This is a genomic window from Streptomyces sp. NPDC032126 (assembly GCF_055580085.1).
In genome coordinates, this window is the sequence record NZ_JBVIMA010000001.1 from 240,013 (window position 1) to 263,002 (window position 22,990).

17 protein-coding genes are annotated in these 22,990 nt (G+C 73.2%); 5 read left to right on the forward strand and 12 right to left on the reverse strand.

The annotated features are described in order from the left end of the window. Positions 1-35 precede the first annotated feature (35 nt). The 5 genes from ACZ5NW_RS00980 to ACZ5NW_RS01000 all read right to left on the reverse strand — a co-directional run bounded on the left by ACZ5NW_RS00980 (position 36) and on the right by ACZ5NW_RS01000 (position 6,788). Complete coding sequence (locus tag ACZ5NW_RS00980) at positions 36-2,165, reverse strand: 3-hydroxyacyl-CoA dehydrogenase NAD-binding domain-containing protein (protein WP_468741555.1); 2,130 nt, start codon at positions 2,163-2,165, stop codon at positions 36-38. Next, complete coding sequence (locus ACZ5NW_RS00985) at positions 2,162-3,379, reverse strand: thiolase family protein (RefSeq protein ID WP_468741556.1); 1,218 nt, start codon at positions 3,377-3,379, stop codon at positions 2,162-2,164. The genes ACZ5NW_RS00980 and ACZ5NW_RS00985 overlap by 4 nt, the downstream gene beginning before the upstream one ends. A gap of 248 nt (positions 3,380-3,627) precedes the next feature. Next, complete coding sequence (locus ACZ5NW_RS00990) at positions 3,628-4,917, reverse strand: ribonuclease D (protein WP_468741557.1); 1,290 nt, start codon at positions 4,915-4,917, stop codon at positions 3,628-3,630. A gap of 225 nt (positions 4,918-5,142) precedes the next feature. Next, complete coding sequence (locus ACZ5NW_RS00995; RefSeq protein WP_003972894.1) at positions 5,143-5,805, reverse strand: response regulator transcription factor; 663 nt, start codon at positions 5,803-5,805, stop codon at positions 5,143-5,145. 314 nt (positions 5,806-6,119) lie between these two features. Beyond that, positions 6,120-6,788, reverse strand: a complete 669-nt coding sequence (locus ACZ5NW_RS01000) for a DUF3000 domain-containing protein (protein WP_468741558.1) — start codon at positions 6,786-6,788, stop codon at positions 6,120-6,122. 96 nt (positions 6,789-6,884) lie between these two features. Here ACZ5NW_RS01000 and hemE point away from each other — a divergent pair, with 96 nt between their 5' ends. Next, the gene (gene hemE, locus ACZ5NW_RS01005) at positions 6,885-7,952 is read left to right on the forward strand and encodes a uroporphyrinogen decarboxylase (RefSeq protein ID WP_468741559.1); all 1,068 of its coding nucleotides are present in this window, start codon (positions 6,885-6,887) and stop codon (positions 7,950-7,952) included. Between the two features lie 52 nt (positions 7,953-8,004). On the opposite strand, the gene ACZ5NW_RS01010 is transcribed toward hemE, so the two are convergent. Beyond that, positions 8,005-8,823: a rhomboid family intramembrane serine protease gene (locus ACZ5NW_RS01010; RefSeq protein WP_468741560.1), complete on the reverse strand. Its 819-nt coding sequence runs from the start codon at positions 8,821-8,823 to the stop codon at positions 8,005-8,007. Positions 8,824-8,915: 92 nt separating this feature from the next. Here ACZ5NW_RS01010 and ACZ5NW_RS01015 point away from each other — a divergent pair, with 92 nt between their 5' ends. Beyond that, positions 8,916-9,182, forward strand: a complete 267-nt coding sequence (locus ACZ5NW_RS01015; RefSeq protein ID WP_468741561.1) for a hypothetical protein — start codon at positions 8,916-8,918, stop codon at positions 9,180-9,182. Between the two features lie 35 nt (positions 9,183-9,217). On the opposite strand, the gene ACZ5NW_RS01020 is transcribed toward ACZ5NW_RS01015, so the two are convergent. Both ACZ5NW_RS01020 and ACZ5NW_RS01025 read right to left on the reverse strand, forming a co-directional pair. Beyond that, on the reverse strand, positions 9,218-10,633 hold the full coding sequence (locus ACZ5NW_RS01020) for an FAD-dependent oxidoreductase (RefSeq protein ID WP_468741562.1): 1,416 nt from the start codon (positions 10,631-10,633) through the stop codon (positions 9,218-9,220). Positions 10,634-10,688: 55 nt separating this feature from the next. Then, a complete protein-coding gene (locus ACZ5NW_RS01025) occupies positions 10,689-11,702 on the reverse strand; it encodes a DUF4349 domain-containing protein (protein ID WP_468741563.1) in 1,014 nt (337 codons plus the stop codon). 186 nt (positions 11,703-11,888) lie between these two features. Here ACZ5NW_RS01025 and hemG point away from each other — a divergent pair, with 186 nt between their 5' ends. Beyond that, positions 11,889-13,343 (forward strand): protoporphyrinogen oxidase, encoded by a 1,455-nt coding sequence (gene hemG / locus ACZ5NW_RS01030; protein ID WP_468741564.1) that lies wholly within the window; start codon positions 11,889-11,891, stop codon positions 13,341-13,343. Positions 13,344-13,348: 5 nt separating this feature from the next. Beyond that, positions 13,349-14,080, forward strand: coding sequence for a hydrogen peroxide-dependent heme synthase (gene hemQ / locus ACZ5NW_RS01035; protein WP_468741565.1), 732 nt, complete (start codon positions 13,349-13,351; stop codon positions 14,078-14,080). A gap of 88 nt (positions 14,081-14,168) precedes the next feature. On the opposite strand, the gene ACZ5NW_RS01040 is transcribed toward hemQ, so the two are convergent. From ACZ5NW_RS01040 to ACZ5NW_RS01055, 4 genes are all read right to left on the reverse strand, one after another. Further along, positions 14,169-15,755 carry an alpha/beta hydrolase gene (locus tag ACZ5NW_RS01040; RefSeq protein WP_468741566.1) on the reverse strand — a complete coding sequence of 529 codons (1,587 nt, stop codon included), beginning with the start codon at positions 15,753-15,755 and terminating at the stop codon, positions 14,169-14,171. A 129-nt stretch (positions 15,756-15,884) separates the two neighbouring features. After that, a complete protein-coding gene (locus tag ACZ5NW_RS01045) occupies positions 15,885-16,673 on the reverse strand; it encodes a TIGR04222 domain-containing membrane protein (protein ID WP_468741567.1) in 789 nt (262 codons plus the stop codon). 114 nt (positions 16,674-16,787) lie between these two features. Continuing rightward, complete coding sequence (locus tag ACZ5NW_RS01050) at positions 16,788-17,588, reverse strand: DUF4142 domain-containing protein (protein WP_468741568.1); 801 nt, start codon at positions 17,586-17,588, stop codon at positions 16,788-16,790. Between the two features lie 245 nt (positions 17,589-17,833). Next, positions 17,834-19,180 (reverse strand): MbnB/TglH/ChrH family RiPP precursor modification enzyme, encoded by a 1,347-nt coding sequence (locus tag ACZ5NW_RS01055; protein ID WP_468741569.1) that lies wholly within the window; start codon positions 19,178-19,180, stop codon positions 17,834-17,836. 188 nt (positions 19,181-19,368) lie between these two features. On the opposite strand from ACZ5NW_RS01055, the gene ACZ5NW_RS01060 reads away from it, so the two are divergent. Further along, positions 19,369-22,983, forward strand: a complete 3,615-nt coding sequence (locus ACZ5NW_RS01060; protein WP_468741570.1) for an nSTAND1 domain-containing NTPase — start codon at positions 19,369-19,371, stop codon at positions 22,981-22,983. The last annotated feature ends 7 nt before the right edge of the window (positions 22,984-22,990 follow it).

The following is a 22,990-nucleotide window of genomic DNA, read 5'->3' on the forward strand; positions in this document are numbered from 1 at the left end:
CCGCGGAGGCCCTCTTCGCTGGTGTTCTGCGACCGTTACGCCGAGACCGACGCCACGCCCGGAGCCAGGAACCGCTTCCCGTTCACCCGCTCCGACACGCCCTCACGGTCCAGGTACGGCGTGATGCCGCCCAGGTGGAAGGGCCAGCCGGCGCCGGTGATCAGGCACAGGTCGATGTCCTGCGCCTCGGCGACCACGCCCTCGTCGAGCATGAGCCCGATCTCCTGGGCGACGGCGTCCAGGACGCGGTCACGGACCTGCTCCTCGGTCAGGACGACATCGCCCTGCTTCAGCAGCGCGGCGACCTCGGGGTCCAGCTCCGGCTTGCCGGAGTCGTAGACGTAGAAGCCGCGCTTGCCCGCCTTGACGACCGCCGCGAGGTTCTCGGAGACCGTGAAGCGGTCCGGGAACGCCCGGTTGAGGGTCTCCGACACATGCAGACCGATCGCCGGGCCGACCAGCTCCAGCAGGACCAGCGGGGACATCGGCAGGCCCAGCGGCTCCACCGCCTTCTCCGCCACCTCGACCGGGGTGCCCTCGTCGATGACGTTCTGGATCTCGCCCATGAAGCGGGTGAGGATACGGTTCACGACGAAAGCGGGAGCGTCCTTGACCAGAACCGCGGTCTTCTTCAGCTTCTTGGCCACGGCGAACGCGGTCGCGAGCGACGCGTCGTCGGTGGCCTCACCGCGCACGATCTCCAGCAGCGGGAGGACCGCGACCGGGTTGAAGAAGTGGAAGCCCACGACCCGCTCGGGGTGCTTCAGCTTCGACGCCATCTCCGTCACCGACAGCGAGGAGGTGTTGGTGGCCAGGATCGCGTGCGCCGGGGCGACCGCCTCGACCTCCGCGAACACCTGCTGCTTGACACCGATCTCCTCGAACACGGCCTCGATGATGAAGTCCGCGTCCGCGAAGCCCTCGGCCTTGTCGAGGACACCGGTCACCAGCGCCTTGAGGCGGTTGGCCTTGTCCTGGTTGATCCGGCCCTTGCCGAGCAGCTTGTCGATCTCGGCGTGCACATAGCCCACGCCCTTGTCGACGCGCTCCTGGTCGATGTCGGTCAGCACGACCGGCACCTCCAGACGGCGCAGGAACAGCAGCGCGAGCTGGGAGGCCATCAGACCGGCGCCGACGACGCCGACCTTGGTGACCGGACGCGCCAGGTTCTTGTCCGGGGCGCCCGCGGGGCGCTTGCCGCGCTTCTGCACCAGGTTGAACGCGTAGATGCCGGCGCGCAGTTCGCCGCTCAGCATCAGGTCGGCGAGCGCCTTGTCCTCGGCGTCGTAGCCCTGCTGCAGGTCGCCGTTGCGGGCGCCGTCGATGATGTCCAGGGCGCGGTAGGCGGCAGGGGCCGCGCCGTGCACCTTGGAGTCCGCGATGAAACGGCCCCGGGCGACGGCCTGGTCCCAGGCCTCACCGCGGTCGATCACCGGGCGCTCGACCTCGATGTCGCCCTTGAGGACCCGCGCGGTCCACAGCAGCGACTGCTCCAGGAAGTCGGCGCCCTCGAACAGCGCGTCGGCGATGCCGAGGTCGAAGACCTGCTGGCCCTTGAGCTGCTTGTTCTGGTTGAGGCTGTTCTCGACGATCACCGAGACGGCCTTGTCGGCGCCGATCAGGTTCGGCAGCAGCGTGCAGCCGCCCCAGCCGGGGACCAGGCCGAGGAAGACCTCGGGCAGGGAGAACGCGGGAAGCGCCTTCGAAACGGTCCGGTAGGTGCAGTGCAGACCGACCTCGACGCCACCGCCCATCGCCGCGCCGTTGTAGTACGCGAACGTGGGGACCGCGAGGGCCGACAGGCGCTTGAAGACGTCGTGGCCGCCCTTGCCGATGGCGAGGGCGTGGTCGTACTCCTTGAGGATCTCCATGCCCTTGAGGTCGGCGCCGACGGCGAAGATGAACGGCTTGCCGGTGATACCGGCGCCGACGATCTCACCGGCCGCGGCCTCCGCCTCGACCTGGTCGATCGCGGTGTTGAGGTTCGCCAGCGAGGCCGGACCGAAGGTGGTCGGCTTGGTGTGGTCGAAACCGTTGTCCAGCGTGATCAGCGCGAAGCGCCCGGCGCCGAACGGCAGGTCGAGGTGGCGCACGTGCGCCTGCGTCACGACCTCGTCGGGGAACAGCTCGGCCGCGTTCTTCAGCAGCTCAGCGGTGGTGCTCACTTGTCCCCCTCGAAGTGCGGGTTCTCCCAGATGACCGTCGCGCCCATGCCGAAGCCGACGCACATGGTGGTCAGGCCGTAGCGGACCTGCGGCTGCTCCTCGAACTGGCGGGCCAGCTGCGTCATCAGACGGACGCCGGAGGAGGCGAGCGGGTGACCGAAGGCGATCGCGCCGCCGTACTGGTTGACGCGCTCGTCGTCGTCCGCGATGCCGTAGTGGTCGAGGAAGGCCAGGACCTGGACGGCGAAGGCCTCGTTGATCTCGAACAGGCCGATGTCGGAGATGGACAGACCCGCCTGCGCGAGCGCCTTCTCGGTCGCCGGGATCGGGCCGTAGCCCATGACCTCCGGCTCCACGCCCGCGAAGGCGTAGGAGACGAGGCGCATCTTGACCGGCAGGCCGTTCTCGCGGGCGAAGTCCTCGGACGCGATCAGGGACGCGGTGGCGCCGTCGTTCAGACCGGCCGCGTTACCGGCGGTGACCCGGCCGTGGACGCGGAACGGCGTCTTCAGACCCTGGAGGTTCTCCAGCGTGGTGCCCGGGCGCATCGGCTCGTCGGCGGTGACCAGGCCCCAGCCGGTCTCGCCGGCCTCGGCGTTGGTGCGGCGCACCGAGATCGGCACCAGGTCCTGCTGGATCTTGCCGTTGGCGTACGCCTTGGCGGCCTTCTCCTGCGAGCGCACCGCGTACTCGTCGGCGCGCTGCTTGGTGATCTGCGGGTAGCGGTCGTGCAGGTTCTCGGCGGTCATGCCCATGAACAGCGCCGACTCGTCGACCAGCTTCTCGGAGACGAAGCGCGGGTTGGGGTCCACGCCCTCGCCCATCGGGTGGCGGCCCATGTGCTCGACACCGCCGGCGATCGCGATGTCGTACGCACCGAAGGCGACCGAGCCCGCGACCGAGGTGACGGCGGTCAGGGCGCCGGCGCACATGCGGTCGATGGAGTAGCCGGGCACCGACTGGGGGAGACCGGCCAGGATGCCGGCCGTGCGGCCGAGGGTCAGGCCCTGGTCGCCGATCTGCGTGGTCGCCGCGATGGCCACCTCGTCGATCTTCTTCGGGTCGAGACCGGGGTTGCGGCGCAGCAGCTCCCGGATCGCCTTGACGACGAGGTCGTCGGCGCGGGTCTCGTGGTAGATGCCCTTCGGGCCCGCCTTGCCGAACGGGGTGCGGACGCCGTCGACGAAGACGACGTCCCTGACGGTACGAGGCACGATGGCTCTCCTCCAGGGTGCGGGGTGGCACTGCGGCGACGCGCAAGCGCTGAGCGCGCGCTCAGGTTCATGCTACTTGTGAGTAACGTTGATGCCCAGTCCCCAGGGGCACAGCGGCGAACGTCACATCCGCAGCCCCGTCTCCGCCGCCACCGGCAGCCCGGACCCTTCCTCTCCCTGTCGTCCCAGGATCTTGGCGTGATCTCGATGCCCCGGTTCCGCTTCAAGGGCCCGGTCGGTGCCTTTCCCTAGGCCCCCTTGACGGACAGCGCCTCGACGAGCACCGGCGCCACCAACTCCACCTGCCAGGCCCGTGCCCCGTACGCCGCGAGCAGAGCGGTGACCGACTCGCCGTCCACCTGCTGCGGCGGCTCCCAGCAGACTCTGCGCACGGTGTCCGGCGCGATCAGGTTCTCCTGGGGCATGTTCAGCTCCTCGGCCACCGCGGAGACCGCGGCCCGGGCGGCCGACAGCCGCGCCGCGGCCGCGGGGTCCTTGTCGGCCCAGGCCCGGGGCGGCGGCGGCCCGGCAACCGGTTGCCCCGGCTGCGGCAGCTGCGCCTCGGGCAGTGCCCTGGCCCGGTCCACCGCCGCCTGCCACTGCTCCAGCTGCCGCCGCCCCACGCGATGCCCGAACCCGTTCAGCGCGGCCAGCGCGTGCACGTTCACCGGGACGGCCAGCGCCGCCTCGACGATCGCCGCGTCGGAGAGCACCTTGCCCGGCGACACGTCGCGCCGCTGCGCGATCCGGTCCCGGGTGAGCCACAGCTCCCGCACGACGGCCAGCTGCCGGCGGCGCCGCACCTTGTGCATCCCGGACGTCCGGCGCCAGGGATCCTTGCGCGGCTCGGCGGGCGGCGCGGACGCGATCGCGTCGAACTCCTGCCGGGCCCACTCCAGCTTCCCCTGCCGGTCCAGCTCCTTCTCCAGCGCGTCGCGCAGGTCGACGAGGAGCTCGACGTCGAGCGCGGCGTAGCGCAGCCACGGCTCGGGCAGCGGGCGGGTGGACCAGTCGACCGCGGAGTGACCCTTCTCCAGGACGAAGCCGAGCACGCTCTCGACCATCGCGCCCAGTCCGACGCGGGGGAAGCCGGCGAGACGCCCGGCCAGCTCGGTGTCGAACAGCCGGGTCGGCACCATGCCTATCTCACGCAGACAGGGCAGATCCTGGGTGGCGGCGTGCAGCACCCACTCGGTGCCGGACAGCGCCTCGCCGAGGGCGGACAGATCGGGGCAGGCCACCGGGTCGATCAACGCGGTGCCCGCGCCCTGCCGGCGCAGCTGGACGAGGTAGGCCCGCTGGCCGTAGCGGTAGCCGGAGGCACGCTCGGCGTCGACGGCGACGGGGCCGGAGCCGGCGGCGAAGGCGGCGATCGCCTCGGCGAGGGCGGCCTCGTCGGCGATCACGGGCGGAATGCCCTCACGAGGTTCCAGCAAGGGTGTCGGCGCCCCCGGAGCAGTCGATCCGCCGTCGTCCGGAGGGGCGCCTCCGGTGGTTCGCAGTGAGCTGGCTGCTGCGGTTTCTTGGGCGTCGGTCACCGGTCAAGGGTATCCGTGCGGGGACGGCACCCGCCGACGGAACGTTCCGTCGACGGGCACCGGAGGGTCGTAAACCGGTCAGGTCGGGGAAAGACGGGGTTCACGGCCGGGTGGGGACGTGGGCGGGGCCGGCGGCCCGTCCTGATCACGTCGGAGCGGACGGAGAAGGGGAGGGGAACAGGGGGAGCGCGCGAAGGGGAGGGGACGGGAGGGGGACGAGCGGGGTCAGTGGATGATCCCGGTGCGCAGCGCCACCGCGACCATGCCGGCGCGGTCGCCGGTGCCCAGCTTGCGGGCGATGCGGGCGAGGTGGCTCTTGACGGTCAGCGCGGACAGGCCCATGGAGACGCCGATCGCCTTGTTCGACTGGCCCTCGGCAACGAGGCGCAGCACCTCGACCTCGCGGCCGGACAGCTCGCGGTAGCCGCCCGGGTGGCTCGGGGCACCCGGGGGGCGGCGGTGCAGGCGGGCGGCGGCCGCGCCGATGGGGGCGGCACCGGGCCGGGTGGGGAGCCCGACGTTGGTGCGGGTGCCGGTGACGACATAGCCCTTGACGCCGCCCGCGAGGGCGTTGCGCACGGCGCCGATGTCGTCGGCGGCGGAGAGGGCGAGCCCGTTGGGCCAGCCCGCGGCGCGGGTCTCCGACAGGAGGGTGAGGCCCGAGCCGTCGGGCAGGTGGACGTCGGCGACGCAGATGTCGCGGGGGTTGCCGATGCGGGGACGAGCCTCCGCGACGGACGAGGCCTCGATGACATCGCGCACGCCGAGCGCCCAGAGGTGACGGGTGACGGTGGAGCGGACGCGCGGGTCGGCCACGACCACCATGGCGGTGGGCTTGTTCGGGCGGTAGGCGACCAGGCTTGCGGGCTGCTCGAGGAGAACGGACACCAGGCCTCCTGGGGGGCGGGATGGGGACGAACCCTGCTTTCAAGGTCACAGTCGTCTTCGGCACCGACCCCGGCGTCCTTTAGAGAATGATCACGATCTAGTGAGTAACAATCCGTGCAATTCGGACACGCGATCGATCATCCGAAGATCGAATCGGTTCGGACGGGCACGATCGAGCCCGTTTGGGTGGCGAGATCGGGCCGGGTGAGTCGGAAAGTGTCCGTATCGACAAAGAGATCCCCAAGATGTGCCCGTGCGGGGTTGAACAGCGGATCAGATGACCGGAGGGAACGGGAGGGGCGGGAGGGGGCGGCTCAGCGGGACTGGGGGTCCCGCCGCTGCGGCAGCGTCACCACCGACGCGTCCCCCGGACCGGCCGGCGGCAGCCCCGCGACCTGCGCCAGCAGATCGCACCAGGACGCCAGATGCCCGGCCGTGTCCGGCACCCCGCCGAGGCCCTCCCGGGGCGTCCACGAGGCACGGATCTCGATCTGCGAGGCCGCCGGGCGCGCGGACAGCCCGCCGAAGTAGTGCGAACTCGCGCGCGTGACGGTGCCGCTCGGCTCGCCGTACGTCAGCCCGCGCGCCTGCAGCGCGCCGGTCAGCCAGGACCACGACACGTCCGGCAGCAGCGGGTCGGCCGCCATCTCCGGCTCCAGCTCGGCCCGGATCAGCGTCACCAGCCGGAACGTCCCGCGCCAGGCGTCGTGCCCGGCCGGGTCGTGCAGCAGCACCAGCCGGCCGTCCGCCAGATCCTGCTCGCCGTCGACCACCGTCGCCTCCAGGGCGTACGCGAACGGGGCGAGCCGCTGGGGCGGCGGGGTCGGCTCGATCTCGATCTGCGGTCGCAGCCGCGCCGCCCGCAGCGCCTCGACGGCGGCCCGGAAGGGCAGCGGAGCCGTCCTGGTCCCATCCCGGTCCCCCTCGTTCTCGTCGTCCATTCCGCCAGCGCCGTCCGACAGTCGTCCCTGAGCCGCAGCCATGCGGGGAAGATTAAGGGGAACGGGGCCTTCGCGCAGGGCAAGACACCCGTCGGGGTGCGGCCGGGTCGGCCTTCGCGCCGTGGGAGACTTGCCGACGTGAGTGCCAACGGAAGCCCCACGGGCAAGCAGCCGACAGCGACGTACGACAGCCCCTTCCTGAAGGCGTGCAGGCGTGAACCCGTCCCGCACACGCCGGTGTGGTTCATGCGGCAGGCCGGGCGCTCGCTGCCGGAGTACCGCAAGGTCCGCGAGGGCATCCCCATGCTGGAGTCCTGCATGCGGCCCGAGCTGGTCACCGAGATCACGCTGCAGCCCGTGCGCCGGCACCACGTCGACGCGGCGATCTTCTTCAGCGACATCGTCGTCCCGCTCAAGGCCATCGGCATCGACCTCGACATCAAGCCCGGCGTCGGCCCGGTCGTCGAGCAGCCGATCCGCACCCGCGCCGACCTCGCGCGGCTGCGCGACCTCACCCCCGAGGACGTCCCCTACGTCACCGAGGCGATCGGCCTGCTGACCGGCGAGCTCGGCGCCACCCCCCTCATCGGCTTCGCCGGCGCGCCTTTCACCCTCGCGAGCTACCTCGTCGAGGGCGGCCCGTCCCGCACGTACGAGAACGCCAAGGCGATGATGTACGGCGACCCCGAGCTGTGGGCCGACCTGCTCGACCGCCTCGCCGACATCACCGCCGCCTTCCTCAGGGTCCAGATCGAGGCGGGCGTCAGCGCCGTGCAGCTCTTCGACTCCTGGGTCGGCGCCCTCGCCCCCGCCGACTACCGGCGCTCCGTCATGCCGGCCTCGGCGAAGGTCTTCGACGCCGTTTCGGGCTACGGCGTCCCGCGCATCCACTTCGGCGTCGGCACCGGCGAGCTGCTGAACCTCATGGGCGAGGCCGGCGCGGACGTCGTCGGCGTCGACTGGCGCGTCCCGCTCGACGAGGCCGCCCGCCGCGTCGGCCCCGGCAAGGCGCTCCAGGGCAACCTCGACCCGACGATCCTTTTCTCCACCCGGGAGGCCGTCGAGGCCAGGACGCGCGAGGTCCTCGACGCGGCCGCCGGACTGGAGGGCCATGTCTTCAACCTCGGCCACGGCGTCCTGCCCTCCACCGACCCGGACGCCCTCACCCACCTCGTGGACTACGTCCACACGCGCACGGCCCGCTGACGGCATCTCCCGTACGAGGCCCCCGGACCGCGCGGTCCGGGGGCCTCGTACGTCACCAACCGGGACGGGCCCGTCTGCCGAACAGCAGGCCGCGCGGCTCCGGCGGCTGGGGCGTGCCCGCCTTGAGCGGCCAGGCCAGCAGCATGCCCGCGAGGAAACCGACCACATGGGCGGCGTACGCCACCGTGCCCGCGTCGGAGACGCCCTCGCCGGAGGAGTACACCGCCTGCAGCGCGAACCAGAAGCCCAGCACCAGCCAGGCCGGCAGCCGCAGCGGCAGGAAGATCAGGAACGGCACCAGGACCCACACCCTGACCCTCGGATACAGCACCAGATAGGCGCCCAGGACCCCGGCGATCGCGCCGGACGCGCCGATCAGCGGGTCCGCCGAGCCGTCGTTGAGGAGCGCGAAGCCGTACGACGCCGCGTAGCCGCAGGCGACGTAGAACAGCGCGAAGCGGACGTGGCCCATGCGGTCCTCGATGTTGTTGCCGAAAATCAGCAGGAACAGCATGTTGCCCAGCAGATGCAGCCAGCCGCCGTGCAGGAACATCGCCGTGAAGACGCTGAGCGCGGGCGACTTGTCGTAGTCCGGCGGGCCCACCACGCAGCCCGCCCCGTGCGGGCCGACCCCGACGTCGCCCGTGGGGACCAGTGGCGGCATCTGATGGTGGATCAACTCGCGGGGTACGGCCGCGTAGTGCTCCAGGAACGCGTGCAGATGACAGGACTGGGCCAGGCTGCTGTCCCCCGCCACGGAGCCGGCCAGGCCGGGCATGAACAGGAAGACGAAGACGTTCGCTGCGATCAGCGCGTACGTCACCCAGGGGGTGCGGCGCACCGGGTTCACGTCATGGACGGGGATGACCACAAGGAAGTACTGCCCCCGATCCGTTCGGCGAATCGGTGAACACGCCGCCGCGCCCGTGCGTATGAGGGGGCAACCGACGTGAGGATCAGGCGATGAACGACCGAGTTACTCCTCCGATGCACGCTCTGCCCGACGGCGAGGCGGAGCTGTCCCTCGTGGTGCGGCTGCCGTGGGAGGACGTGGCCCGGCTGGGCCAGGAGGCGGCTCGCTTGGCCGCGCAGACGCAGCGGCCGGTGACGCTCGACGAAGCCGTCAGCCATCGGCTGCGGTCACGGCCGGCCGCGGCGGCCCACGCCAAGCCGGTCGAGCAGGCCGCGGCAGCCGTCTCCGCCCTGCCACGGATCAGCGGGACGGCCTAGAGCCCAGCGTTCGGCTCTTGCCGGGTCGCGGGGTCCTAGGTCCGAACCCTCGCCGCCGCCTTTCTCGCCGCCACCAGGACGGGGTCCCACACCGGTGAGAAGGGCGGCGCGTAGCCGAGGTCCAGGGCGGTCATCTGTTCCACCGTCATGCCGGCCGTCAGGGCCACCGCGGCGATGTCGACCCGTTTCGCCGCGCCCTCCCGGCCCACGATCTGCACGCCCAGCAGCCGGCCCGTGCGGCGTTCCGCGAGCATCTTGACCGTCATGGGGTTCGCGCCCGGGTAGTAGCCCGCGCGGCTCGTGGACTCGATCGTCACCGCCTCGAACTGCAGACCCACCCTGCGCGCGTCCTTCTCCCTCAGACCCGTGCGGGCGATCTCCAGGTCGCAGACCTTGCTCACCGCCGTGCCGACCACGCCGGGAAACGTGGCGTAACCGCCTCCCACATTGGTGCCGATGACCTGGCCGTGCTTGTTGGCGTGGGTGCCCAGGGCGACATGGCGCTCCTGCCCGGAGACGAGGTCGAGGACCTCCACGCAGTCGCCGCCCGCCCAGATGTTCTCGTGGCCGCGCACCCGCATCGACAGATCGGTCAGCAGGCCCCGGTGGGCCCCCAGGGGGAGGCCGGCGGCCTCGGCGAGCGCGGTCTCGGGGCGCACGCCGATGCCCAGCACGACCACGTCGGCCGGATACTCGGCGTCCCGCGTGACCACGGCCTCGACCCAACCGTCGTCGTCCGTGCGCAGCTCGGTGACCTCGGCGTCGTTGACCATGGTGATGCCCAGGCCCTCCAGCGCCTCGTGCACCAGGCGGCCCATGTCCGGGTCCAGGGTGGACATGGGCTCGCTGCCCCGGTTGACGATCGTGACCTCGTAGCCGCGGTTGATGAGCGCCTCCGCCATCTCCACGCCGATGTAGCCCGCGCCGACGACGACCGCCCGCCGCCCCCGCGCGCGTGTCAGGCTGTCGAGGAGGGCCTGGCCGTCGTCCAGCGTCTGCACGCCGTGCACCCCGGCGGCGTCGGCGCCCGGCATGTCCGGGCGGATCGGGTGCGCGCCGGTCGCGACGACCAGCCGGTCGTACGACGTCCAGGAACGCTCCCCGGAGTCCACGTCACGCGTGCGTACCCGCTGCCCGGCCACGTCGATCTCCGTGACCTCGGTGCGCAGTCGCAGGTCGATGCCGCGCGAACGGTGCTCCCGTGCCGTACGGGCGATCAGCCGGTCGCGTTCGGGGACGGTGCCGCCCACCCAGTAGGGGATGCCGCACGCCGAGTACGACGTGAAGTGGCCGCGTTCGAACGCCACGATCTCCAGGGCGTCCGGGCCCTTCATCCGACGGGCCTGGGACGCGGCGGACATGCCCGCCGCGTCCCCGCCGATCACGACCAGCCGTTCCCGGGCGGGCCCGCCGCTGCCGCCCCCGCCGTGCGCGTTGCCGCTCATGCTCATGCGAACACGCTACGGGCGCGCGGCATGCCGGGTCCCGTCAGCCCCGCCAGTACCGTCAGTCCCGCTCACCGCGTCGCGGCTCCTCCTGCGGAACGGCGGGCGTCACCGCGGGCGCGGGTTCCGGCTCCGGCGCGGAGGTGGGCTCCGGCGCGGCGACCGGGCGCGCGGCGGCCGCGCGGCGCCTGCGGGGCCGTACGACACGCAGCCACAGCAGGGCCAGCAGCGCGGCCAGGGCCGCGAAGGGCAGGACCGCGCCGAGCGCCATCGCGATCCACCGCAGGGTCGCCACGAACGCGTCCCAGCCGCCGCTCAGCGCGTCCACGAAGCCCGGCTCGTCGTTCCCGGTGTCCTTCGGCGTCGGCTTCTCGTCCAGGGTGAGGGTGATCGTCGCCATGGCGGTGCGGTCCTTCAGGGACGCCTGCCGGGCGAGCAGCGACTCCAGCTCCGCCTCGCGGTTGCTCAGCTCGCCCTCCAGCACGAGGACGTCGCTGAGCTTGGTGGCCCGCCCCATCAGCTCGCGCACCCGCGCGACGCTGGCGCGCTGCGACTGGACCCGGCTGTCGACGTCGACGACCTCGTCGGTGACGTCCTGGGCCTTCGCGGTGCGCTCCATCAGCCTGCCCGTGCCCTGGAGGTCGGTGAGGACCGTCTCGTACGCGGCGACCGGCACGCGCAGCACCACGCGCGTGTGCTCGTCCCCGTCCTCGTCGCGGGTGGTGGTCTCGTCGCCGACGTAACCGCCCGCTCCCTCGGCCGCCGCACGGGCCGCCGCGAGGGCCTTCGGTACGTCCCCGACCTGCACGGTCAGGGTCGCCGTTCGGATGATCTGGTTCGCCGTGAGCTTGGGCGCGGCCGGGGCCGTGGCCTTCGAGCCGGCGGCCCCGGCGGCCCCCGAGCCCTCCTTGGCGTCCGCCGGACCGGCCATCTCGCCGCCGGCGGCCGCCTTCGCGTCGGAGCTGCTCGCGCCGGTGTCGTTCGCGCCGCTGCAGCCCGTGAGGGCGAGGCAGGCGGCGAGCAGGAGACCGGCCAGGACCGGGACCGGACGTCGTGCGGGATGACGTGTGCGCATACGGGCTTGACCCCCCAGGGTGTTGTGACGACTGACGCTCCTTGGACGCCGCACGGGGCCGGGACGTTTGACGCGGGCGCGTTCCGAAGCGGTCACGGTCCGGACTCGGCGGGGCGACACGGGTCCCGGCCCCGGGGTCCAAAGGCCCCTGGCACGACTGTCAGTGACGTCTGAGAAGGTGGAGCCATGAGCGCACCCCACACGGCCACCGGGCAGCACGTCGTCGTCATCGGAGCCGGCATCGCGGGCCTCGCCGCCGCGCACCGGCTGCTGGGGCGCGGCGCGCGCGTGACCGTGCTGGAGGCCTCCGGCCGGGTCGGCGGCAAGCTGCTGGCCGGCGACATCGCGGGCGTGCGCGCGGACCTGGGCGCCGAGTCGATGCTGGCCCGCCGCCCCGAGGCGGTGGGCCTCGCACGCGAGGTGGGCCTCGCCGACCGGCTCCGGCCGCCGGCCACCGCGACGGCGTCGATCTGGACCCGCGGCGCCCTGCGCCCCATGCCCAAGGGGCATGTGATGGGCGTCCCGGGCACCGCCGCCGCCCTCGCCGGCGTCCTGTCCTACGAGGGACTCGCCCGCATCGAGCGCGACGCCGACCTGCCCCGCACCGAGGTCGGCGACGACGTGGCGGTGGGGGAGTACGTGGCGGCGCGCCTCGGCCGCGAGGTCGTCGACCGCCTCGTGGAGCCCCTCCTCGGCGGGGTCTACGCCGGAGACGCGTACCGCCTCTCGATGCGCTCGGCCGTCCCCCAGCTCTTCCAGGCCGCCCGCACCCACACCTCGCTGACCGAGGCCGTCCGCGCCATCCAGGCCAGGGCGGCGGCCGACCAGCAGACCGGCCCGGTGTTCATGGGCCTCGACGGCGGCATCGGCACCCTGCCGCTCGCCGTCGCCGACGCGGTCCGCGCGCGGGGCGGCGAGATCCGCGTGGGCAGCGCGGTGCACGGCCTGCGCCATACGGGCGACGGCTGGGAGGTGTACGCCGACGACCGCACCGTCGAGGCCGACGCGGTGGTCCTCGCCGTCCCCGCGCCCGCCGCCGCCCGGCTGCTGTCCGCCGAGTCCCCCGGCGCCGCCGCCGAGCTGCGCGCCATCGAGTACGCCTCCATGGCCCTGGTCACCCTCGCCTACCGCCGCGCCGACGTCGCCCTCCCCGAGGGCAGCGGCTTCCTCGTGCCGCCCGTCGACGGCCGCACCATCAAGGCGTCCACGTTCGCCTCCCAGAAGTGGGGCTGGATCGGCGCCCAGGACCCCGACGTGATCGTCCTGCGCACCTCCGTCGGGCGGTACGGCGAGACGGAGATCCTCGGCCACGAGGACGCCCACCTGGTCGACGTGTCCCGGCACGACCTGCGTAAGGCCGTCGGCCTCGACGCCGCCCCCCTGGAGACCCGCGTCACCCGCTGGACCGACGGCCTGCCCCAGTACCCGGTCGGCCACCACGCGCGCGTGGCCCGCATCCGCGAGCACGTGGCCAAGCTCCCCGGCCTCGCGGTGTGCGGCGCGCCGTACGACGGCGTCGGCATCCCCGCCTGCGTCGCGAGCGCCCACGCGGCGGTGGACCAGCTGGCAGGAGACCCGGGCGGTGTGCAGGAGCTCACCGCCCACCCGGTGCAGAGTCTGCACGGAGGAGCGGGAGAATAAGGGGCATGAGTGACGACGCCCCCACCACCGAGGCCGGCAGGATCCCGAACAAGGGCAAGCTGGCCAAGGACCTCAACGAGGTCATCCGCTACACACTGTGGTCCGTCTTCAGGCTGAAGGACGCGCTGCCCGAGGACCGCGCGGGGTACGCGGACGAGGTCCAGGAGCTGTTCGACCAGCTCGCCGCCAAGGACGTGACGATCCGCGGCACGTACGACCTGTCCGGGCTGCGCGCCGACGCCGACGTCATGATCTGGTGGCACGCCGAGACCAGCGACCAGCTCCAGGAGGCGTACAACCTCTTCCGCCGCACGAAGCTGGGCCGCGCCCTGGAGCCGGTCTGGTCGAACATGGCGCTGCACCGCCCCGCCGAGTTCAACCGCTCGCACATCCCGGCGTTCCTCGCCGACGAGACGCCGCGCGACTACGTGAGCGTGTACCCGTTCGTGCGCAGCTACGACTGGTACCTGCTCCCCGACGAGGACCGCCGCCGCATGCTCGCCGACCACGGCAAGATGGCCCGTGGCTTCCCGGACGTCCGCGCCAACACGGTCGCGTCGTTCTCGCTGGGCGACTACGAGTGGATCCTGGCCTTCGAGGCCGACGAACTGCACCGCATCGTCGACCTCATGCGCCACCTGCGCGGCTCGGAGGCCCGCATGCACGTCCGCGAGGAGGTGCCGTTCTACACGGGCCGCCGCAAGTCCGTGGCCGACCTGGTGGCGGGCCTGGCGTAAGGGCTGTTGTCGAACGCCGGTGGTCACCCGCGCCCCGAAAGGGGCGCGGGGAACCGCGCGATCAGTCCAGGACGACCCGCGGACGGCATCACCGAGCGGCCCGAGGCTCAGGCGCCGGATGCCCCGCACAGGCCGCGCGTCGAACCGGCAGCCGCCCCTCCAGCAAATACGCCTCAAGGTGCCCGTTGACGCACCGATTCGGCCCGCCCGCGATCCCATGGGTCCCGGCGTCCCGCTCGGTCACCAGCACCGACCCGGCCAGCCGCCGATGCATCTCCAGCGCCCCCTCGTACGGCGCGGCGGCGTCCCGCTCCGCGGCCAGGATCAGGGTCGGCGGCAACTCACCCGGTCCGGTCCGCACGTCCAAGGGGCGCTGCCGGGCCACGGGCCAGTACGCGCAGGGCAGGTTCGCCCACACGTTGTCCCACGTCTCGAAGGGCGCCACGCGCGCGAGCCGCGTGTTGTCCCGGTCCCACACCCGCCAATCGGTCGGCCAGGGCCCGTCGTTGCACTCCACGGCCGTGTAGACGGCCTTGGCGTTCTCCGCCTCCGCCGCCGCCTCCGCGACCGGCCCGGCCTGCGCGATCAGCTGCCGAGGATCGCCCCTGAGGTAGTCCGACAGCGCCCGCGCGCGGTGCGGCCAGTAGTCGTCGTAGTACCCGGCCTGGAGGAACGCCCCCTGCAACTGGCCGGGTCCGACCTTCCCGCCCGCGGGCTCCGCCGCCAGCCGGGCCCGCGCCCGCTCGTAGCTGCGCTGCACCGCCTCCGGTGTGTCGCCGAGCCCGTACACGTCGTCGTGCGCGGCGATCCACTCCCGGAAGTCCGCCCAGCGGCTCTCGAACGCCGCCGACTGGGCCAGGTTGCCGCGGTACCAGATCTGCTCGGGGTCCGGGTTCACCGCCGCGTCGAACACCATCCGCCGTACGTGCGTGGGGAAGAGCGCGGCGTACAGCGCCCCGAAGTACGTGCCGTACGACGCCCCCATGAAGGTCAGCCGCTCCTCGCCGAGCGCGGACCGCAGCACGTCGAGGTCGCGGGCGTTGTTCAGCGAGTTGATGTGGCGCAGCGCCTCGCCGCCGCGCTGCGCGCACCCGCGCGCGTACGCCTTCGCCTCGGCGATCCGCTCCCGCTTGAACGTCTCCGAGGGGTGCGTGGGGGCCGGCGACGGGCCCTTGAAGAAGTGTTTCGGGTCCTGGCAGGACAGCGGTGCCGAACGGCCCACCCCGCGTGGGTCGTAGCCGACCAGGTCGTAGGCCGCGCCGATGCGCTTCCACTCCGGCAGCAGGCCGATCAGCGGGAAGTACAGGCCCGAGCCGCCCGGCCCGCCCGGATTGAACACCAGCGCGCCCTGCCGGGGCACCCGGCGCTTGCTGTTGTGCGGGTCGCGGTGGGTGGCCTGCACCCGGCTGACGTTCAGCCGGATCTGCCGGCCGTCCGGACGGGCGTAGTCGAGGGGGACCGTGACGGTGCCGCACCGCATGCTGCCGGGCATGTCCTGCGCCCCCGGGCACGCGCCGAAGGTGATCCCGGCGGCCTCGGCCCGGGCGGCCGCGAGCGCGACGCCGCGCGCCTCGGCGGCGGCCCGTGAGCCCTGGGGGACGCCTCCCGCGGGGACGGCGGTGAGGGTGGCCAGGAGCAGGGCTCCGGCGGCCGAGTAGAGGGCGGCGGCTCTCATCGCGTGTCCCTTCGGTGCGCGGCGGCGACAAAAGGGATGTTTGGTTCGACCGTCGGGGAAGGCAAGCACCGCCCCCGGGTGTCGGCCCCAATGCCCCCGTGCGCCCCCGGAGGGCGCCGGGGGCCTCGGTCAGTCGGGCCAGGGGGTGGTGCGGGCGGTGAAGGCCGCCCGCAGGTCCGGTTCGCCGACCGCGCGGATGCCTCGTACGGCGACGGAGGTCAGATACGTACGGTCGTCGTCGCCGGCGTCCATGTCCGCCGTCCCCCGCGTCAGCGCGCCCAGCAGCCGCTGCCCCGCCGGGGAGGCCCAGCGCGCGTACGGATGGACCTCCACGCGCGCGATGGCCAGACAGCTCAGCGTGAGGGCGAGCGGCAGCGCGAACCAGAGCGCGATCTGCGAGCGTGGCACTTCCGAGGGGACCGGCGTGAGCAGCGCGGCCGCTCCCAGCGCCAGGACGACGGCGGCGGCGATCCGCACCTGCCGCACCCCGGTCGCCACCGTCGTACGCGCCCCGTCGGGCACCGCGAGGCCCGCGCCGACCAGCCGGTCCGCGATCGAGCGGACGGCGTCCGCGGTCGCCGCCGCGGCGCGCACGGGCGCGATCCGGGACTGCCCCTCGGGACCGATGGCCCCTATGACGGACCGTTCCATCTCGTCCCGCCCGAGCGGATCCACGACCGTCGCCCAGCCGGTGTGGGCGAGCAGCAGCCGCCGCTGGCGGGCCATGGACACCAGGGTCAGCTCGGCGACCCTGCCGGGCCCGCCGGACAGGAACGCCGCCTCGTACAGCGTCAGATCGTGTCCCCGGCCCGCGTTCTCGTCGTCGGCGGCCGCCGCCCGTACGGCGGCCAGGCACAGCCGCGTGCACGCCGCGCCCGCGACGGCCCACGCCGGCAGCAGGAGAAGGACCCAGAACATGCCGTGTTTCTATGACAGACGCCCTGGCATGGCCATGGCCTGTTCACCATCCGGACGGAGCGTTGTGGATATGTGACGTTCCGCTTCCCTGAGGGGACCTGGCTTCCCGGCCGGTCAGGAGCCTTCGGGTGGCGGGCCGCTGACGGCCGGCGGCAGGGAGTAGCTCGGGGACGGCGTGGGCTCCTGCGGGGCCGGGGCGACCGGGACCGCCGGGGCGGGGTCGTCCACCGGGCCCGGCGGACCGGAGGAGAACGTCAGCGACGGCGTCGCGCCGGAGGCCAGGGCGCGGGCCAGGGCGTCGTAGTCGACGTATCCGGTGGCCTCCAGGACCTTGATGTGGTCCAGGACGGTCGCGTTGGCGTCGTCGGCGAGGTCGCGCACCAGCGAGTTGCGGGTGCCGGCGCGCACCTGCGCGACCACCGAGAACACCCGGCCGTGCGCGAGGCGCAGGATGTTGGCGAAATCGCGGTCGTAGGCGGTGCCCTGCGCCGCGGAGAGCTCCGCCAGCCAGCCCTTCTGCTCGTCGGTGGGCTCGTTGGGCAGTTCCAGGCCGAGGCGGGAGGCCACGCCGCGGACCCGCTCGTCGAGGAAGGCGTGCCCCTCGATCAGATGCTGCCCCGCGGTCCGTACGGCCTGGGTGGTGCCCTTCTGCTGCGCCTGCCGGCCGGCCGGCAGTTCCCACAGGCCCGCCAGTCGCACCTTGGTGATGAACTCGCGGTCGAGACCGGACAGCGGGCCGTACCGCGTCGACACCGTCTGGGTGTTCAGCACGTCCAGTCCCGTCCCGGACCGGTCGGCGTACGACCAGATCGGGAAGATCAGCGCCGCCAGGGTCGCCGTCAGGCCGGTGATGATGAGGCCGGTGCCGCTGAAGAGACCTCTGCCCTTGATCGGGGGTCGTGGTCGCGATCGCATGGTGCCTCCTGCTCATGGCACCGCACGCTGGTTCGTTTCGGGTGCGGGATTGGCATATTACTGCGGGGTCCGTGCCAACTTCCGCACTCGGGTGCAGGGTTGAGATGGGGCATTGGGGGTGAAACGGGGCAGGGGAGCGGGTGGCATAGGTGCAGGAAGGCGGGTGAATCGGGCGGTCGGGTGCGTCGGTGGGCTGCGGGTGTTAGTCCGCGCACAGCGAGGAGCCCGGCCGTACGACCGAACGCTCACCGGCCGATCAGCGAGCGCCCCACCCGTGCCAGCCGTGAGCGGCGTCGCGGGGCCGGGCCCGAGCGGTCCAGCCACCACTGCCTCAGGGCCCGCTTGGCACGGCCCTCCTTCAGGCCGGTGTTCAGCAGCAGATGCTCGGCGAAGTCCAGGGCGTCCCGGCGGTAGCCGCCGCGCAGGGGACGGGTGTGGGCGTAGGCGAGGAACGCGGGGCGGAAGTCCGGGCCCAGGATGTCCGGCAGTTCCGGGGCCACCTTCGCCACGATGTCCGCCCGCTTCGAGGCCAGCGCCCGGGACTGCACGGCGAGCCGCGCCCGGTCGAAGCCCTCCGGCGCGGGAGTCCCCGCGACCAGCGCGGAGAGCAGCGCGGTCAGCGCGAGCGCGAGCCGCTGCCGCACGGGCTCGCCGACGGCCGGGGCGGTGCGCGGGGCCGACGTCAGGGCGGCCGTCTCCGCTGCCGCCGCTGCCCCCGTACGCGCGCGGGTGCCCGTCTCCACCGCCTCGCGGATCGCGGTCAGCTCCCGCTCCAGTTCGGCCGGTTCGGGGAAGTTCTCGTCGCGTTCCAGGAGCACCCCGGGCGGGCTGACGCGGGAGGCGAGGTCCGTGAGGACGTCGAGGACCGGGCCCGGTACGGGGTGGGCGTGGCTGTCGTGCCACACGCCGTCCCGCTCGAAACCGCCCGCGACATGCACATACGCGATGGCCTCCAGAGGCAGCTCGGCGAGCGCCTTGGCCGGGTCCTCGCCGCGGTTGACGTGGTTGGTGTGCAGGTTGGCCACGTCGATCAGCAGGCGCACACCGGTGCGGTCGGCCAGCTCGTACAGGAACTGGCCCTCCGTCATCTCCTCGCCCGGCCAGGCGATGAGGGCCGCGATGTTCTCGACGGCCAGCGGCACCGGCAGCGCCCGCTGCGCTATCCGCACGTTCTCGCACAGCACGTCGAGGGCGTCGCGGGTGCGCGGGACGGGCAGCAGATGGCCGGCTTCCAGGCGCGGGGAGGCGGTCAGCGGCCCGCCCGCGCGGACGAACGCGATGTGCTCGGTGACCAGCGGCGAGCCCAGCGCCTCGGCCCGCTCGGCGAGGGCCGTCAGCCGCCCCTCGTCCGGACGGTCGGCGCCGCCGAGCCCCAGGGACACGCCGTGCGGCACGACCGTGACGCCGCGCTCGCGCAGCCGCAGCAGGGAGTCCGGCAGATGGCCGGGGCAGACGTTCTCGGCGACGACCTCGACCCAGTCGATGCCGGGCATCCGCTCCACCGCGTCCGCGATCTCCGGACGCCAGCCGATCCCCGCTCCGAGCCGCGCCCCGCGTCCCCCGTGTCCCCCGTGTCCTTCGCGCACCGCCATGGCCACTCCTTCGGTCCCCCCTGGTGGTGACGGGGGTATGACCCCGCCCCGGGGGCCCGAACCGCCCGCGGGGCACCTTCAGAGCAACATTTGAGGTTCCGCCGCCGCGCGACGCGCCCGGTAGGGGGGTGCGGGGCGGATGGTGGGCCCGTGGGGTGGGTATCCAACCGCTTCGAGGGGGGAGCGCGTTGACTCGACGACTGCTGCACGGCACGTGGGGAGGGCTCACCCGTTGGACGGCCGCCCTGGTCGTGCTCACCGGCGCGACCGCGCTGTCGGCCGCGGCCACCGGGCACGGCTCGCTGTGGATCGCCGTCTTTCCCGGGCTCGGCCTGTCGATCGCCGGCCTCGTCGCCCAGGTGCTGGTGGACAACCGCAACAAGTCCGACGCCCGGCCGCTCTGGACGGCCCACCGGCCGCCCTACCCGGGCCTGGAGGCGTTCACCGACGAGGACGCCGCCGTGTTCTTCGGGCGGGCCGCCGAGACGGAGGAGCTGACCGACCGGCTGCACCCGGCCGTCCCGCGAGCCCGGCAGGCGTTCGTCGCCGTGGTCGGGCCGTCGGGCAGCGGCAAGTCCTCGCTCGTCCAGGCCGGTCTGATCCCGGCCCTGTCACGGCGCCGTACGGCCTGGCTGGTGGTGCCGCCGCTGCGGCCCGGGGACGATCCTCTGCGCGGCCTGGCCCACGCGATCGCCGCCGCGCTCGGGCCGGGTCCCGGGGGCATGACTCCTTCGGCGGTCGAGGAACGGCTGCGCGAGGGAGGCGCCGGGGAACTCGTCCGGCTGGTGGACGAGGTGCGCTCTGCCCGGCGTCACCGGGGTGCGGCGGCCGTTCTGCTGGTGGTGGACCAGATGGAGGAACTGTTCACCCAGGCCGCACCCGACGCCCGTGAGGAGTTCCTCGGCCTGCTCCGGACGGCGCTGGAACGCGATCCCGCCCTCTGGGTCGTGGCCACCGTCCGTTCCGAGTTCCTGACTCCCTTGCTGGCGTCCCCCTTCGCCTCCCTCGTGCAGCGGCCGGTGATGGTGGGAGCCCTCGGCAGGGACGCGCTCGGGCAGATCGTCGAGGAGCCGGCGGCCCTCGCCGGGCTGCGCTTCGCGCCCGGGGTGGTGGCGCGCATGGTCGACGACACGGGCAGCGGGGACGCGCTGCCGCTGCTCGCCTTCACCCTCCAGCAGCTCTTCCTGCGGGTGCGCGAGAGCGGCGTCGTACGGCGAGAGGACTACGAGCGGCTCGGCGGGGTCAGCGGCGCGCTCGTCCGGCAGGCCGAGAAGGTGTCCGCCGAACTGGCCGGCCGAGGGATCAGCGAACCGGACGTCCTGCGGGTCGTCTCCCGCTTCGTGACCCTGGAGGGCGCCGAGCCCACCCGGCGCCGGGTCCGGCGCGACGCCTTCGGCTCCGCCGAACTGGTCGTCGTCGACGCCTTCGTGGAGGCGCGGCTGCTGACCACCCGGCCCGACGGCGACTCCGTCGTCGTGGACGTCGCCCACGAGGCGCTCTTCCGGCACTGGGTCCCGCTGCGCCAGGACCTGGACGCCCGGGCCGACCATCTGCGCAGACGCTCCCAGGTCGAGCGCTGGGCCCAGGACTGGGAACGCAGCGGGCGGGAGCACAACCACCTGCTGCGCGACGAACGCCTGCGCGCGGTGATGCGGTGGGTGGAGGAACAGCCCGGGCTGTGGGAGGAGAGCTCACTGGCACGCGAGTTCCTGGAGACCTCGCGCCGCAACGACACGGCCTGGCTGGAGAGGCTGTCCGACTCGATCGCGCACCAGGCCCTGCTCACCACGGAGGTCGATCCGGAACTGGCGCTGCTGCTCGCCGTCACCGCCGTCGAGGAGTGCGCCCCGCGGCGCGCCGCCTTCGCCGCGCTCCACGCGGCGCTGGAGGCGTCCCGGCAGCGCGCCGTGCTCACCGGGCACACCGGATGGGTGTGGGACGTGGCCTGGTCCCCGGACGGGCGCCGTCTGCTGTCCGCGTCCCACGACCACACCGCACGGCTGTGGGACGCGGAGCGGGGCGAGGAGACGGCCGTGCTCCGGGGCCACTCCCGGCAGGTCGAGGCCGTGGCCTGGGCGCCGGACGGGACCTCGCTGGTGACCGCGAGCCAGGACGGCACCGCCCGGATCTGGGACGCCGAAACCGGTGAGGAACGCGCCGTGCTCCTCGGCCACGAGCACCGGATCACCTCGGTGGCCTGGTCGCCCGACGGTGCCACGGTGGCCACCGGCGCCCGCGATCACACGGTGCGCCTGTGGGATCCGCGCACCGGGCAGTCCACCGCTGTTCTGACGGGTCATCAGGACTGGGTCACATCCGTGCGTTTCTCGCCGGACTCCACCCGACTCGCCTCCGCGGCGGGTGACCGCACCGTGCGTCTGTGGGACCTGTCGGCGCCCGGACCCGAGCGGGCGGTGACCGAGGTGACCGGGCACCGCGGCTGGATCGACTCGGTGGACTGGTCCCCGGACGGGACCCGGCTGCTCACCGGCGCCCGCGACCGCACCGCCCGTATGTGGGACGCGGCCGAAGGCGTACAGCGCCTGGTCCTGCACGGCCACCGGCACGACCTCACCGCGGTGATGTGGTCGCCCGACGGCGGCCGGGCCGTCACCGCCTCCCGGGACACCACGGCCCGGCTGTGGAGCGCCGACGACGGCGCCGCCCGGCAGGTGCTGCGCGGGCACAAGGACTGGGTGACGGCCGCCGCGTGGTCCCCGGACGGCGTCCGGATGGCCACCGCCTCCCGGGACGCCACCATCCGGCTGTGGGACGCCCGCCCCAGCCCCGAACGGCTCCTGCTGGCCGGCCACACCGGATGGGTGCGCACCGTGTCCTGGTCCCCGGACGGCACCACGATGGCAACCGGCTCCCGGGACGGAACCGCCCGCGTCTGGGACACCCGCACCGGCGCGCAGACCGGCCTGCTGCGCCACGAGGGCGAGGTGCGCGGCTGCCACTTCTCGCCCGACGGTCGTTTCCTGGTCACCGGCTCCTACGATCGCGCGGTACGCGTCTGGGACACCCGTACCGGCGCCGTACACCTGACACTGACGGGACATCAGGAAGGCGTGCGCCGGGCCGTGTTCAGCCCGGACGGCGAGCGCGTCGCCAGCTGCGGCCGGGACGACACGATAAGGGTGTGGGACCTGCGCACCGGTGCGCCGCCGACGGTGTTCGAGGGGCACGAGGCGATGGTGCGCTCGCTGACCTGGTCGCCGGACGGACGCCATCTGCTGAGCGGCTCCAACGACGCGACGGCCAGGGTGTGGCGGCTCGCCGACGGGACACAGCACGCTCTCCTCGACGCGCACGACGACGGGGTCAACGGCGTCGGCTGGTCGCCCGACGGGACGCTCATGGCGACGGCGTCACGCGACCGCACGGTGCGGGTGTGGCGCCTGCCCGATCCGGGCGGCCCCGATCCGTCCCGGTCACCAGGAACGCCCGAGCTGTTGCGTCTGCTGCCCCAGGAGGACGTCGTCCGGGACCTCGCCTGGTCGCCGTGCGGCACCCGGCTGGCCCTCGCCTACGACGACTGCACCGCCCGGGTGTGGCACCTCGCCGAGGGAGTCGAGCTGGCCGTCCTGCGCGGTCACGAGGCATGGACCGAGGGCGTCGCCTGGTCCGCGGACGGCACACAGGTGGCGACGGCGTCGGGAGACGGCACGGCACGGGTGTGGCACGCGGTCCGCGACAAGGCCGAACTGCTCGCCCTGGCACACAGCCGGGTCTCCCGCGGCCTGACCGCGGAGGAACGGCACGGCTTTCTCCTCCCGGACACGCCGTCGCCACCGGACTGAGACGTTT